This window comes from Roseixanthobacter finlandensis (assembly GCF_043195105.2).
Taxonomy (GTDB): Bacteria; Pseudomonadota; Alphaproteobacteria; order Rhizobiales; family Xanthobacteraceae; genus NCEH01.
In genome coordinates this window covers 5,161,734-5,176,264 of record NZ_CM195536.1, presented here as the reverse complement: position 1 = coordinate 5,176,264, position 14,531 = coordinate 5,161,734, and the positions used below count along the sequence as shown (strand labels likewise).

The 14,531-nt window shown below is 65.9% G+C and carries 12 protein-coding genes; 6 read left to right on the top strand and 6 right to left on the bottom strand.

Annotation, left to right across the window (positions count from 1 at the left end; translation table 11 throughout):
* Positions 1-39 precede the first annotated feature (39 nt).
* The 4 genes from V5G24_RS24000 to V5G24_RS23985 form a co-directional block, all read right to left on the bottom strand.
* Positions 40-1,551, bottom strand: coding sequence for a tripartite tricarboxylate transporter permease (locus V5G24_RS24000; RefSeq protein WP_394084358.1), 1,512 nt, complete (start codon positions 1,549-1,551; stop codon positions 40-42).
* Between the two features lie 11 nt (positions 1,552-1,562).
* Positions 1,563-2,081 carry a tripartite tricarboxylate transporter TctB family protein gene (locus V5G24_RS23995; protein ID WP_394084356.1) on the bottom strand — a complete coding sequence of 173 codons (519 nt, stop codon included), beginning with the start codon at positions 2,079-2,081 and terminating at the stop codon, positions 1,563-1,565.
* 107 nt (positions 2,082-2,188) lie between these two features.
* On the bottom strand, positions 2,189-3,196 hold the full coding sequence (locus V5G24_RS23990) for a Bug family tripartite tricarboxylate transporter substrate binding protein (RefSeq protein WP_394084354.1): 1,008 nt from the start codon (positions 3,194-3,196) through the stop codon (positions 2,189-2,191).
* A 74-nt stretch (positions 3,197-3,270) separates the two neighbouring features.
* Complete coding sequence (locus tag V5G24_RS23985; protein WP_394084352.1) at positions 3,271-6,237, bottom strand: FAD-binding and (Fe-S)-binding domain-containing protein; 2,967 nt, start codon at positions 6,235-6,237, stop codon at positions 3,271-3,273.
* A 233-nt stretch (positions 6,238-6,470) separates the two neighbouring features.
* Here V5G24_RS23985 and V5G24_RS23980 point away from each other — a divergent pair, with 233 nt between their 5' ends.
* On the top strand, positions 6,471-7,679 hold the full coding sequence (locus tag V5G24_RS23980) for a pyridoxal-phosphate-dependent aminotransferase family protein (RefSeq protein ID WP_394084350.1): 1,209 nt from the start codon (positions 6,471-6,473) through the stop codon (positions 7,677-7,679).
* A gap of 78 nt (positions 7,680-7,757) precedes the next feature.
* Positions 7,758-8,603: a GntR family transcriptional regulator gene (locus V5G24_RS23975; protein WP_394084348.1), complete on the top strand. Its 846-nt coding sequence runs from the start codon at positions 7,758-7,760 to the stop codon at positions 8,601-8,603.
* A 15-nt stretch (positions 8,604-8,618) separates the two neighbouring features.
* On the opposite strand, the gene V5G24_RS23970 is transcribed toward V5G24_RS23975, so the two are convergent.
* On the bottom strand, positions 8,619-9,428 hold the full coding sequence (locus V5G24_RS23970; RefSeq protein ID WP_394084346.1) for a carbon-nitrogen hydrolase family protein: 810 nt from the start codon (positions 9,426-9,428) through the stop codon (positions 8,619-8,621).
* A gap of 40 nt (positions 9,429-9,468) precedes the next feature.
* The gene (locus V5G24_RS23965; protein ID WP_394084344.1) at positions 9,469-10,092 is read right to left on the bottom strand and encodes a TetR/AcrR family transcriptional regulator; all 624 of its coding nucleotides are present in this window, start codon (positions 10,090-10,092) and stop codon (positions 9,469-9,471) included.
* Between the two features lie 269 nt (positions 10,093-10,361).
* Here V5G24_RS23965 and V5G24_RS23960 point away from each other — a divergent pair, with 269 nt between their 5' ends.
* Genes V5G24_RS23960 through V5G24_RS23945 form a run of 4 tightly spaced genes read left to right on the top strand, consistent with a single transcriptional unit; the run spans position 10,362 to position 14,503 of the window.
* Positions 10,362-11,447 (top strand): putative urea ABC transporter substrate-binding protein, encoded by a 1,086-nt coding sequence (locus V5G24_RS23960; protein ID WP_394084342.1) that lies wholly within the window; start codon positions 10,362-10,364, stop codon positions 11,445-11,447.
* Positions 11,448-11,475: 28 nt separating this feature from the next.
* Positions 11,476-12,294: an ABC transporter permease gene (locus V5G24_RS23955; protein ID WP_394084340.1), complete on the top strand. Its 819-nt coding sequence runs from the start codon at positions 11,476-11,478 to the stop codon at positions 12,292-12,294.
* A gap of 1 nt (position 12,295) precedes the next feature.
* Positions 12,296-13,144 carry an ABC transporter ATP-binding protein gene (locus V5G24_RS23950; RefSeq protein WP_394084338.1) on the top strand — a complete coding sequence of 283 codons (849 nt, stop codon included), beginning with the start codon at positions 12,296-12,298 and terminating at the stop codon, positions 13,142-13,144.
* Between the two features lie 45 nt (positions 13,145-13,189).
* Positions 13,190-14,503, top strand: a complete 1,314-nt coding sequence (locus V5G24_RS23945) for an NtaA/DmoA family FMN-dependent monooxygenase (RefSeq protein ID WP_394084336.1) — start codon at positions 13,190-13,192, stop codon at positions 14,501-14,503.
* The last annotated feature ends 28 nt before the right edge of the window (positions 14,504-14,531 follow it).

The following is a 14,531-nucleotide window of genomic DNA, read 5'->3' as shown; positions in this document are numbered from 1 at the left end:
AAAACGCCCGGCCCCGGTCCCAGACCGGGGCCGTTCGCATCAGGCGGTGCGCGGCGCGCGGTCCCCGCGCACCAGGCCGACCAGCTTCATGATGACCGGCCAGAACAGCATCAGCAGCGCCAGCGTCGTGATGGTGCCCACCAGCCCGTTGGACCAGAACACCCCCATATTGCCGCGCGCGCCGATCATGGCCTGGCGGAAGGCGTCCTCCGCCTTGTCCCCCAGCACCAGGGCCAGGACCAGGGGCGCCAGCGGATAATCGAGCTTCTTGAACACATAGCCCACCACGCCGAACGCCAGCATCAGCCAGATATCGAACATGGCGTTCTGCACTGCGAACGCGCCCACCGCGCACGACACGATGATCATGGGCGCGATGGTGGCGAACGGCACGCGCAGCACCGCCGCGAACAGCGGCACGGTGGCGAGCACGATGATCAGCCCCGCGATATTGCCGAGATACATGGAGGCGATGAGCCCCCACACGAAATCCGCATGCTCGGTGAACAGCAGCGGCCCTGGCTGGAGCCCCCACACCATCAGCCCGCCCAGCAGCACCGCCGCCGTGCCCGAGCCGGGAATGCCGAGCGCCAGCATGGGCAGCAAAGCCGAGGTGCCGGCGGCATGGGCGGCGGTCTCGGGCGCCAGCACGCCGTCGATGCGGCCCTGGCCGAAGCCTTCCTTGTCGCGGGCAAAGCGCTTGGCGAGATTGTAGCCCATGAAGGACGCCGCGATCGCCCCGCCCGGCGTGATGCCGAGCCAGCAGCCGATGATCGAGGAGCGCAGCAGCGTCACCCAATAGCGCGGCAGCGTCTTCCATGTCTCCCACACCACCTTCATGCGGATCACCGCCTTCTGCCCCTTGAAGGCCAGTTGGTCCTCCATGGTGAGCAGGATTTCGCTGATGCCGAACAGGCCGATCACCGCCACCAGGAAGTCGAACCCGCGCAGCAGCTCCACCGAGCCATAGGTCATGCGCAATTGGCCCGACACCGTATCCATGCCCACCGCCGCCAGCAGGAAGCCGACGATGAGCGAGATGACGATCTTGTGCTTCGCCTCGCGGCCGAGGCCGACGAACGAGCAGAAGGTGAGCAGATAGACCGCGAAGAATTCCGGCGGCCCGAACCAGATGGCGAATTCCGCGATGCTCGGCGCGAGAAAGGTGATCAGCAGCACCGCGAACAGCGAGCCCACGAACGAGGCGGTGAAGGCGGCCGTGAGCGCTTCCGCCGCCTGGCCTTTCTGCGCCATGGGATAGCCGTCGAACGTGGTCGCCACCGACCAGGCTTCGCCCGGAATATTGAACAGGATGGAGGTGATCGCCCCGCCGAACAGCGCGCCCCAATAGAGGCAGGAGAGCATCACGATGGCCGAGGTTGGATCCATGGAGAAGGTGAGCGGCAGCAGGATGGCGACGCCGTTCGGCCCGCCGAGGCCCGGCAGCACGCCCACCAGGATGCCGAGCGTAATGCCCACCAGCATCAGCAGCATCTTGTCGAAGGTCAGCAGCACTTCGAAGCCGTGCATCAAGGAGAGGAGCGCGTCCATGTCGATACTCCTCAGAGACCGAAGGCCGCTTCGAGCGGACCCTTGGGCATCAGGACGGTGAATTGCACGTCGAAGACGTAGAACATGAAGGCGGTGAAGATGGCGGCGGTCAGCAGGGCCTTCCAAGCCGGCGCCTTGCCGAGCCAGATCATGAAGCCACTCACCAGGATGAAGCTGGCGACATAGATGCCCAGCAGCTGGATCAGCGCGACGAAGATCAAGGTGGGCACGAACACCTGCATCACCCGGCGCGCCTGCCCGCGCGTGACGAAGCCGTCCCGCCCGCCCGGATCGGTGAGGCTGCGCGCCACGCCGACCAGGGACGCCACCGCCATGATCATGCAGAGATAGAACGGAAAATAGCCCGCCTCCGGCCCGTCCGGGGCCCAGGCGATGCCGACCTGCCAATTGTCATAGGCCAGCGCGAGCGCCACCAGGAACAGCAGCACCGAAACCGAGAGATCGACGGCCCGGCGGGAAATCACGGCCCGGTCGTCGGACGCGGGGGAGGAATGGAGGTCTGCGGACATGGCGCGCTCCGCTGAAGAAAAGGGTGAAGGATCCCCCGATGGGGAAGCTGGCGTTAGCTCCCTCCCCCGCGTGCGGGAGAGGGCTTTGCGCCGGAGTCACACAGACATCAGTGCGCGGCGATGAAGCCCGCCTCGGTCATCAGTGCCTTGTGGCGGGCCTCGTCCTCCTGGAGGAACTTGGTCATGGCTTCGCCCTCGATATAGGCGGCCTTCAGCGCCTGGTTCTTCAGGTAATCCTTGTATTCAGGCGTCTGCGCGATCTTGCGGAACAGATCCTGATAGAAGGCCACCTGATCGGGCGTGACCTTCCCAGGCAGGAAGATGCCGCGCAACATCGTGTAGTCGATATCGAGCCCGACTTCCTTGCAGGTGGGAATGTCCTTCCACGCCATGTCGGGCGTGACCTTCTCGTCATAGGGCAGGCGGCTGGTGTCGAACAGGCACAGCGCCCGCACCTGCCCGGCCCGCCATTGGGCGACGTTCTCGGACGGGTTGTTGACGTTGGCTTCGGTGTGATTGCCCACCAATTGCGTCGCCGCCTCGCCGCCAGACTTGTAGGGGATATAGGCGAACTTGGCGCCGGTCGCCTTCTCGATGGCGGCGGTGAGGATCTGGTCCTCGCGCTTGGAGCCGGTGCCGCCCATGCGCAGGGTCTCGGTGCCGGCCTTCTTCGCGGCGGCGGCGAATTCGGCGGTGGTCTTGTAGGGCGCGCCCGAATTCACCCACAGCACGAATTCATCCAGCGCGATGATCGCCACCGGCGTCATGTCCTTCCAGGAGAAGGGCAGTTTCGCCGAGAACGGCAACGTATAGATCGACGACTGGGCGATGATGAACTTGTAGGGATCGCCCGCGCTCGCCTTCATGTCCATCAGGCCCTCGCCGCCGGAGGCGCCGCCTTTCAGCGAGACCACGGTGGGCACCTTCAGCAGATTGTTCTTCTGCACGGCGGCCTGGATCATGCGCGCCATCTGGTCGGTGGCGCCGCCGGCGCCGGCCGGGACGATGATCTCGATGGGCTTGGTCGGCTCCCAGGCGAGGGCGGGGGCGGCGGCGCACAGGCCGCCGGCGAAGATGGCGGCGACGGCACCGCGTTTAAGCTCGGCACTCCACATGGCTTCCTCCTTGGTTTCCGGCGCCTTTGCGACGCTCGTTCCGGCTGTTGATTTGAAGCTGGTTACGCACGCACCTATTGCGCGGCCTCCTGCGCCTCCCGCTTCTGCTCCACGCCGGCCGCGAGGCTGCGCGAGAGGAGACGGGCGACATGGATCGCGGAGCGTTTGGCGCCGTCCGCGATCTGATGCCGGCAGGAGGTTCCGTCGGCGACGAGGATGGTGTCCTCGCCCGCCGCGCGCACCGCCGGCAGCAGCGAAAGTTCCGCCATGGCCAGCGACACGTCGATCGTGTCCGCCCCATAGCCGAACGCGCCCGCCATGCCGCAGCAGCTGGATTCGATGGTTTCCACCTTCAGCCCCGGCACCAGGCGCAGCGTCTTTTCCACCGCGCCCATGGCGGCGAACGCCTTCTGGTGGCAATGGCCGTGCAGCAAAGCGCTGCCCTCGATCGCGCCGAGCGGCAAGGAAAGACGGCCCTGGTCGTGCTCGCGGGCCAAAAACTCCTCGAACAGCAAAGCATGGGCGGCAAGCCGCTCCGCCGCCGGGCTTTTCAGCAGCGCCGGCACCTCGTCGCGGAAGGTGAGCAGGCAGCTCGGCTCCAGCCCCACCACCGGCACGCCGCGCGACACGAAGGGATCGAGCGCGGCAATCACCCGCTCGGCCTCGGCCTTCGCAAGATCCGGCCGTCCGACCGACAGGAACGAGCGCCCGCAGCACAAGGGCCGCTCGCCGGCCGGCGGCAGGGCGAGATGCACCCGGTAGCCGCCGGCGACGAGCACCTCCAGCGCCGCGTCGAGATTCTCCTTCTCGAACGCGCGGTTGAAGGTGTCGGCGAACAGGACCACTTCCCGCCCGTCGGGATCACCGAACATGCCGCCCTTGGGCGCGAACACGTCGCGCCGCCAGCGCGGCAGACGGCGGCGGGCGCTGAAGCCGGTCAGTTTTTCCGACAGCTGCGCCGCGCCCGGCAGGCGATCCCGCAAATTCAGCAGCGGCGCGAGCTTCGCCGCGAGCGGGGCATAGCGCGGCAGCCACCCCACCAGCCGGTCACGCAGGGAATGGCCGTATTTTTCGGCGCGCGCGGCCAGCACCTCGATCTTCATGCGGGCCATGTCGACGCCGGTCGGGCATTCGCGCCGGCAGCCCTTGCACGACACGCACAGCTTCAGCGTCTCGGCCATGGCGTCGGAGGTGAAGGCATCCGGCCCCAATTGGCCGGTGATGGCGAGGCGCAGCGTATTGGCGCGGCCGCGCGTCACGTCCTTCTCATTGCGGGTGACGCGATAAGACGGGCACATGGTGCCGCCCGAGAGCTTCCTGCAGGCGCCGTTGTTGTTGCACATCTCGACCGCGCCCTGGAACCCGCCGCCGGTGCCGGAATAGGCCGACCAGTCGAGCCGGGTTTCCATGGGCCGGCCGGCATAGCCGGGGCCGTAGCGCATGACGCTGCGATCATCGAACTTCGGCGCCCGCACGATCTTGCCGGGATTGTAGAGGCCGTGCGGATCGAACCGGTCCTTCACCTCAGTGAAGGCGTTCACGAGGCGGGTGCCGAACATGGTCTCGTGGAATTCCGAGCGCACGATGCCGTCGCCATGCTCGCCGGAATGGGAGCCCTTATAGGCTTTCACCAAGGCGAACGCCTCCTCGGCGATCGCGCGCATGGCCTTCAAATCCTTGTCCTGGCGCAGGTTGAGCACCGGGCGCACATGCAGGCAGCCTTCCGAGGCGTGGGCATACCAAGTACCGCGCGTGCCGTGCTTCTCGAACACTTGCGTCAGCTGGTTCGTATATTCGGCGAGGTGCTCCAGCGGCACCGCGCAATCTTCCACGAAGGACACCGGCTTTCCCGCTTCCTTCATGGACATCATGATGTTGAGGCCGGACGTGCGCACATCGGCGATGGCCGCCTGGAGCGCCGGGTTCAGCACATCCACCACCCCGCCCCATTTGGCGCCCGAACGATCCCAGCCGAAGCCGAGATCGCCCATCAGCTGGTGCAGGCGCTCCAGGCGCAGGGCGTTTTCCGCTTCGCTCTCCGCGAACTCCACCAGCAAAATCGCTTCCGGCGTGCCGCGCACGAACTGGTGCAGCGTCGGGCGGAACATGGCGATGTCGGAGGCGAGCGCGAGCAAGGTGGAATCCACCAGTTCCACCGCGATGGGCTTCAGCTTCACCAGATGCTGGGCGGCGTCCATCGCCGCGTAGAAGCTGCCGAAATGACAGGCGCCGAGCGCGCGCTTGCCGAGCACCGGCCACAGCTTCAATTCGATGCGGGTGGAAAAGGCGAGCGTGCCTTCCGAGCCCACCAGCAGATGAGCAAGGTTCAGCGGCTTGCCCGGCAGCAAGGCGTCGAGATTATAACCGCCGACACGCCGCTGGACCTTGGGAAAGCGGGCCGCGACCTCGTCCGCCTCGCGGGCGCCGAGTGCCAGCAGGTCCTGCGCCAGCGGCAGCAGCGGCGAGCCGGTCTCGATCTCGTGCAGATTGGGGGAGACGGCGCCGAAATGGGCGGGCGTGCCATCGGCCAGCACGGCGTCGAGCGCGATCACATTGTCCCGCATGGTGCCGTAGCGCAGCGAGCGGCCACCACAGGAATTATTGCCCGCCATGCCGCCGATGGTGGCGCGCGAGGCGGTGGAGACATCCACCGGGAACCACAGGCCGTGCGGCTTCAGCTGGCGGTTCAATTCATCCAGCACGATGCCTGGCTCGACCACGCAGCGCCGGCCTTCCACATCCAAGTCAAGGATGCGCGTGAGATGCTTGGAGCAATCCACCACCAGCGCATCATTGAGGGTCTGGCCGCATTGGGAGGTGCCGCCGCCGCGCGGCAGAACGCGGGCGCCCTCTTCCCGCGCCAAGGCGATGGCGCGCTCCGCCTCGTCCACGGAGCGGGGCACGACCGCGCCCACGGGCATCATCTGATAGACCGAGGCGTCGGTCGCATACCGGCCGCGGCTGAAGCGGTCGAACAGCACGTCGCCGGTGGTCTCGGCGCGCAGCCGACGTTCCAGCCCGGGCATCAGACGTGCCGCCATGCTCGCATCTCCCCACCCTGGCGCCTTTGTTTCCGGTCTCATCGCCGGACTTGAAACTGATTTTGCATTCATAATTCATTTCATGCAAGATGCGTTTCGCGCGCTGCCGTCGCCGCGCCGTGTCCGGCCCCCGGACCGGCGCCGGCCGACGAGGGCTAATGGCCTGAAACAGAACGCTAAATCGCGGCAGGGATTTTTCCGGTCGCCCAATGATCCAAGGGGAGCCAAACCCGATGGCCAGCAATTCCGCCCGCATCGCGGGGCGCCATTTCCTGCAGATTCCCGGCCCGACGCCGGTGCCCGACCGCATCATGCGGGCCATGGACATGCCCGTGATCGACCATCGCGGACCGGATTTCCAGAAGCTCGGGCGCCGGGTGCTGGAGGGCATCAAGACGATTTTCCGCACCAGCAGCCCGGTCATCATCTATCCCGCCTCGGGCACCGGCGCATGGGAAGCGGCGCTGGTGAACACGCTCTCCGCTGGCGACAAGGTGCTGATGTTCGAGACCGGGCATTTCGCCACTTTGTGGAAGAACATGGCGCTGAAGATCGGCATCCAGCCGGAATTCATCGCCTCCGACTGGCGCATCGGCGCGGATGCCGCCGCCATCGAGGCCCGGCTCAAGGAAGACAAGGCCCACGAGATCAAGGCCGTGTGTGTGGTGCACAACGAGACCTCCACCGGCTGCATCACCTTAGTGCCGGAAATCCGCCGCGCCATCGATGCCGCCGGGCACCCGGCCTTGCTGCTGGTGGACACCATCTCCTCGCTGGCTTCCATCGATTATCGCCACGACGAATGGGGCGTGGACGTCACGGTGGCGGGCTCGCAGAAGGGGCTGATGCTGCCGCCCGGCCTCTCCTTCACCGCCGTGAGCGAAAAGGCGCTCGCCGCCACCAAGACCTCCAAGCTGCCGAAGCTGTTCTGGGCGTGGGAAGAAATGCTCGGCCCCAACCGCAACGGCTTCTTCCCCTATACGCCCGGCACCACATTGCTCTACGGCCTCGCCGAGGCGATCGACATGCTCAACGAGGAAGGGCTGGAGAATGTCTTCGCCCGCCACGACCGCCACGCTGAGGCCACCCGCCGCGCCGTGCGCGCCTGGGGGCTGGAGGTGCTGTGCCGGGAGGCGAAATATTATTCCTCGTCCCTGACCGCCGTGCTGGTGCCGGAAGGCCATGATGCCGACCGCTTCCGCCAAGTGGCGCTGGAGCATTTCGACATTTCGCTCGGCACCGGCCTCACCAAGCTCCAGGGCCGGGTGTTCCGCATCGGCCATCTCGGCGATACCAACGACCTGACCATCCTCGGCGCGCTCGCGGGCGTGGAAATGGGATTGGAGCTCGCCGGCATCCCCCATCACAAGGGCGGCGTGCAGGCGGCCATGGAGTATCTCACGGCAGCCGCGCGCCACCAGGTGGCCGTCGCCGCGGAATAGCCCGCATCATCCCGGCGCGGGACCGCTTGCATTCCCGCGCCGGACCGGGACACTTCTCCTAAGGAGAGGACGCGTTCCATGCCTGAAACCACATCGGACAAGGCCATCATTACCCGGCGCAGCCTGCATGGCGAGCTCGTGCCGCTGCTGCGCGACATGATCCTCGGCGACGAATTGCAGCCGGGCGACAAGATCCCCGAACAGGCCCTGTGCGCCCGCTTCGGCGTTTCGCGCACCCCCTTGCGGGAAGCGCTGAAGGTGCTGGCGGCCGAGGGCCTGCTGGTGCTCACGCCCAATCGCGGCGCCATGGTCGCGCGGATCTCGAATGAGGAGATCGACGCCTATTTCCCCATCATGGGCGCGCTCGAAGCGCTCGCCGGGGAAATCGCCTGCACCCGCATCACCACGGCGCAGTTCGCCAAGCTCAAGGCCATGCACGACGCCATGGTCGCCCATTACCAGGCGGGCGAGGTCGCGCCCTATCTCAACCTCAACAAGGCGATCCACGCCGCCTTCTTCGAGATCGCCGGCAATGCGCCGCTGACCCAGCTCTATAATAATCTGATGGTGCGCATCCATGCGGTGCGGTTCGTGGCCAAGAAATCGCCGGCCCGCTGGCGCGAGGCGGTGGACGACCACGAACGCATGATGGAAGCGCTGGCGGAGCGCGACGGCCCGCGGCTCGGCCGCATCCTGCGCGACCATCTGCGTCACAAGGCGGGCATGGTGCTTGAATCGCTGGCCGGCCTGGACGCCAAGGAGAAACCCGAGCCGCGCACGGCGGGAAAGCGGGCGGCAGCCAAAGCCGGCGACGGCGCGGCCGGCCCGGATCCGGATGGGCGTGAACCGCCTCCGCAGCCGGCGCGCGGCAAGGCCGCGTCCCGCGTCCCGCGCACCAAGGCCGGGACCGTCCCGGCCTCCTGACTATCCTTCCGCCGCCTATCCTTCCGCCGCCCCCGCGCGCCGGGCCGCGTAAAGCGCAGGGCGGCGGTCTTGCAGATAGGGATTTTCCACCCGCGCCGCCGCATAGGCGCCGGGATCGATGCGGGCCATCAGCAGCGCCTCGGCCGCTCCCGCCCGCGCCAGATCCTCCCCGTCAGGCGCCGCGATCACCGAGCAGCCCTGATAGGTCAGCCCGCGCTCGCTGCCGCACAGATCCGCATAGGCGATGAAGACATGGTTCTCCAGCGCCCGCGCCGGCACGAGGCTGAGTGCGATGCGCCGGCAGGAGGGGGTGGCGGCCAGCGCGGTCGGGACCACCACCAAGTCCGCGCCGGCGAGGGCAAGGCCCTGCACCATCTCGGGAAACTCCACGTCGTAGCAGATCAGGAATCCCACTTTCAGCCCGGCGATCTCGACGATGCCGGGGAGCACGTTCGAGGGCGTAAAGGCCGCCCTCTCGTCCGGCCCATAGAGATGGCATTTGCGGTAGACGAATGTGTCGCCGTCCGGCCGCGCCAGGACGAGGCTATTATAGATCTTGCCCTCCGCCCGTTCCGGGAAACCAGCCACCAGCGCCAGCCCGGCGCGCGCCGCGATCTCGCCCAGCCGGGCCACCAGCGGCCCGTCGCGCGGCTCGGCGAGGCGGGCGATATCGGCGCCGATATGATAGCCGGTGACGCCCATTTCCGGCGTCACCAGGAGATCGCAGCCGAAGGCCCCCGCCGCCATGGCCGCCTGCGCGATGCGGGCAAGATTGGCGGCCGGATCGGCGGCGACCGGCGTCATCTGCAATAAAGCGATCAGCATGGACGCTCCGTCGGATGCGTGTTCGGGGCGGGAATCGCGCTCAGGCCGCGTCCGGCCGCACGCCCAGGAAATGAAGGATGAACTCGCGCAATTCCTCGATGTCGGCGGCGATGCGATCATCGCCACGGCTGGCGGAGGCATGGAAGATGCCATCGAGATGCAGGCCGATCAGCCGCGCCATCTTGGCCGTGTCCACGGGCCGATACTGACCAGCGGCGATGCCCCGCGCCAGGGTCTCTTCCACCAGGACGCGCTCGTCGCGATAGAAATCCGCGATCAATTGGTCCACCTGCGCATCGCGGGCGTTCAAGGCCGCATAATCGGCCATGATCTTGACCATGCGCGTGACCGTGGGGGCGATCTCGATCTGGATATCGAGCCAGGCGCCGATATCGGAGAGCGGATCATTGTCACGCGCGCCGCGCCGCGCCTCATAGCCGGCCATGATCTGGTTCAGCGCATGGGCCAGCACGCTGCGGAACAGATGATCCTTGTTCTCGAAATAATGATAGATCAGCCCGACATTGATCCCGCAGGCCAGTGCGATGTCGCGCACCGTGACGATGCTGTAGTGGGACGTGCCGAACAAGTTCAGCGCTTCATCCAATATGAGTTCGGACCGCTTGGCCGGATCGAGGCGCTGGCGCACCGCCTTCACATTCATTGAAACTCTCCCTTCGGGCGGAGCATCGCACACCCCGCCTGATGCGGCCACTTCGGGTTATTCCGTAGGTCATAGGGCGAAAAGCCGGTTTTCGCTGCTGATATCGCAGGCACGGCGGGCCCCCAATTGCACAAGATAGGGCCTTTCAGGCGTTGCGGCATAAGGTTTTGCATAAATGTTGTGCGACGCAAAAATCTCTCTTGCGAGTGCGTATTAAACGCTCGCTTAATAAGCGTCGTCTTGTCGCATTCGACCGTCGGAGTTCGCTTATGAACCGCTTTTTACGCGCCGTGGTCCTGCTCGCCCTGCTCTGTAGCGCCGTGTTCGGCGCCGGCCCGAATCGCGCCGAGGCCGCCGAGAAGAAATCCTTCAAGATGGGCTATTCCATCTATGTCGGCTTCATGCCCCTCGCTTACATGAAGCAATCCGGCATTCTCAAGAAGTGGGCCGACAAATACGGCATCGATATCGACCTCGTCCTGGTGAACGATTACGTGGGCTCCATCAATCAGTTCATTGCCGGAGACCTCGACGGCGTCGGCGTGGCCGGAATGGACGGGCTCACCATGCCGGCCGCCGGCGGCGTGGATACCTCGATCTTCCTCATCACCGACTTCTCGAACGGCAATGACGCGCTGCTGTCGAAGTCCGCCAAAACGGTGGCGGACCTGAAGGGCCAGGACGTCTATCTGCTGGAATTCAGCGTCTCCCATTATCTGCTCGATCGCGCGCTGGTGATGAACGGCCTGCACGGCGTCGGCGCGGTGAAGACCATCAATATCTCGGACGCCGACATCGCCGCCGCCTATCTCACCAAGCCGGAACTGAAGAACGCCGTCTCCTGGAAGCCGATGACCGCCGACATGCTCGCCGGCAGCAAGGACACCAAGATTCTGTTCGACAGCTCCAAGATCCCCGGCGAGATCATGGATGTCTTCATCGGCAAGACCGAGGTGCTGAAGGACAATCCGAACTTCGCCAAGGCGATCACCGGGGCCTGGTATGAGGCACTCGCCACCTTGAAGGCCGGCGGCGATGCCGCAAAGCCCATCAATGAAATCATGGCCAGCGCCATGGGCACCGATGTCCCCGGCCTCCAGTCGCAGGTGGAGACCACCCACTTCTTCTACACGCCGGCCGAGGCCGCAACCTTCCTCACCGCCGCCAGCACCAAGAAGGCCTGGGACTATATCCGCACCTTCTGCTTCGACCGCGGCCTGTTCGGCCAGGGCGCGACCAGCGTGGACGCCATCGGCATCATGATGCCCGACGGCAGCGTGCTCGGCGATGCGAAGAACGTGAAGATGCGCGTGAACGCCGCGTTCGCCCAGGCGGCGGCCGACGGCAAGCTCTGACACGAGCGAACGAAGGGAGGGCTGATCCTTGCGACGCATCATCAATTATCCGCCCGCGCGCGGCCAGAAGCTGATCCTGGGCCTCCTTCCCTTCATCGCCATCCTGCTGATCTATCTGATGGCCTCCGAGGCCCGCCTCGCGGTCAATCCGGGCGACAAGCTCATTCCCAGCTTCTCGTCCTTCTACGGCGCCATGGAGCGGCTGATGGCGCAGCCGGACCGCTCCAACGGCCAGTATCTGTTCTGGTTCGACACCTATCTCAGCCTCTGGCGGCTGTGCGTCGGGCTCGGCATCTCGGCGCTGCTGGGCTGCGTGCTGGGCATCCTGATCGGCTTCATCCCCCATCTGCGCGCCATGTTCGAGCCGGTGCTCGCCGCGCTCTCCTTGGTGCCGCCGCTGGCGGTGCTGCCGATCCTGTTCATCATCTTCGGGCTCGGCGAGGTGTCGAAGATCGTGCTGATCGTGTTCGGCATCGCCCCGTTCCTGATCCGCGACGTGGTGCTGCGGGTGGAGAGCCTGCCGCGCGAGCAGATCATCAAGGCGCAGACGCTCGGCGGGTCCACCTGGCAGATGATGACCCATGTGGTGCTGCCGCAGGTAATGCCGAACCTGATCAATTCGGTCCGCCTCTCGCTCGGCGCCACCTGGCTGTTCGTGATCGCGGCGGAAGCCATCACGGCGGAAGGCGGGCTTGGCTACCGCATCTTCCTGGTGCGCCGCTATCTCGCGATGGACGTTATCCTGCCTTACGTCGCCTGGATCACCCTGCTGGCCTTCCTGATGGATTACGGCCTGCGCCGCCTCAACACTTTTGCCTTTCCCTGGGCCGCGTTGAAGGAGAGCTGAGGTGACGGCGATCAAGATCGACAAGGTCTGGAAGGAATACGGCGACACAATCGTGCTGGAGAATGTCAGCCTCGATTTGCCGGACCATGAATTCCTGGTGATCATCGGGCCGAGCGGCGTCGGCAAGACCACCTTGCTGCGCCTGCTGCTGAGCCAGGAGACCCCGACGCGCGGGGAAATCCTGATCGACGGCAAGCCCATCGCCAGCGAACCCACCGCCGACCGGGGCGTGGTGTTCCAGCGCTATTCCGTGTTCCCGCACAAGACCGTGCTGGGCAATGTGATGCTCGGCCCGCAATGGGCGCAGGCGCCCGTGCTCGGCCGCTTCTTCGGCAAGAAGCATCGCGAACTGAAGGCGCGGGCGATAGCCCTGCTTGAGCGCGTCGGGCTCGGTGGGGCGGTGGACAAATATCCCCAGCAGCTGTCCGGCGGCATGCAGCAGCGCCTCGCCATCGCCCAGGCGCTGATCATGAAGCCCAAGGTGCTGCTGCTGGACGAGCCGTTCGGCGCCCTCGATCCCGGCACGCGCAAGGCGATGCACGTGCTGGTGCGCGACCTGTGGGAAGAGCATGCCATGACCATCGTCATGGTCACCCATGATCTGGCCGAGGCGTTCGCGCTCGGTACCCGCGTGATCGCCGTGGACCGCCCCCGGCGGGATACCCAAGCGCCGGAACGCTATGGGGCCACGATCACCTCCGATTTCGAAGCCAAGTGCCGGGTCGTCCGCGAATCCGAGCGCTTCGAAGCCGCCCGCGCCAAGGCGCGGCAGGACCACGGCCAGAGCGGGGCTTCGCCCCCGTCCGCGGCGGTGATCCACCCCTTCCCCCTCAAGGCCGGCGCCGCCTAACAGCCTCCGCCCGCCTTCAACATCCAACGCCTTGGAGCACGCCACATGGTCGCGCAACCCTTTCACTTGGCCTGGTTCATGAACTTCACCCCCGACGAATGGCGCGAGCCGTTCGGCAATGGGGGGTATCCCTGGGACGGCCGCTTCTACATGGAAATGGCGCAGACGCTGGAGCGCGCCTGCTTCGACTACATCATGATCGAAGACAAGCTGATGGTGCCGGAGACCTTCGGCGGCTCGCGCGATTTCGCGCTGAAGAACGCCATGATGGTGCCGAAGCACGACCCCGCCCCGCTTGCCACCGCCATGGGCATGGCCACCAGCCGCCTCGGCGTGGTCGCCACCATGTCCACCCTCGCCTATCCGCCCTATCTGCTGGCGCGGCTGTGCTCCACCATCGACAGCCTGACGCGCGGCCGCTTCGGCTGGAACATCGTCACCTCGGCGGAGGATCTTGCCGCGCAGAATTTCGGCCTGGACAAGCTGCCGCTGCGCGAAATCCGCTACGAGATGGCGGACGAATACATGGAAGTGGTCAGCAAGCTGTTCGACAGCTGGGATAGCGACGCCATCGTGCTCGATCGGGAGAACGGCATCTATGCCGATCCCTCCAAGGTCCGCACCATCGACCACAAGGGCAAGTATTTCCAGGTGCGCGGCCCGTTGAACACGGTGCCCTCGCCCCAGGGCCGGCCGGTCTATGTGCAGGCCGGCGCCTCGCCGCGCGGGCGCGATTTCGCAGCGCTCCACGCGGATTCCATCATCTCGGTGGCCAGCGGCGTCGCCGAGATGAAGAAGTTCCGCGACGACATCCGCGCCCGTGCCGTGAAGCTCGGCCGCGATCCGAATACGATCAAGGTGCTGTTCTGCATTACGCCGACGCTGGGCGAGACCGAGGCGGAGGCGCAGGCCAAATATCAGCGCCTCGTGTCCTCGCCCCATTTCATCAATGACACCTTGTCCTCGCTCTCCGCTATTACGGAGATCGACTTCTCCAAATACGACGTGGACAAGCCGCTGCCGGAAAAGCTGGTCACCAATGGCGAGTCGGGCACGCTCGACAAGTTCCAGCAATGGGGCTCGGGTAAGACCGTGCGCGAACTGGTGGTGGATGGCGGCGGCGGCCTCGTCTCCTCGGTGGAGCTGATCGGCACGCCGGACCAGGTGGCGGACCGCATGGGCGAAGTGATGGAAGAGGTGGGCGGCGACGGCTTCCTCATCACCACGCCGGTGCTGCGCGTCTCGCGCCGCTACATCATGGAAGTGGCCGACGGCCTCGTGCCGGCTTTGCAGCGCCGCGGCTTGACCCGCACCGCCTACACCCACGAGAAGCTGCGCGACAATCTGCTGGAATTCTGACCGGCGGGCGGCGGCCGCACCCGCGCGC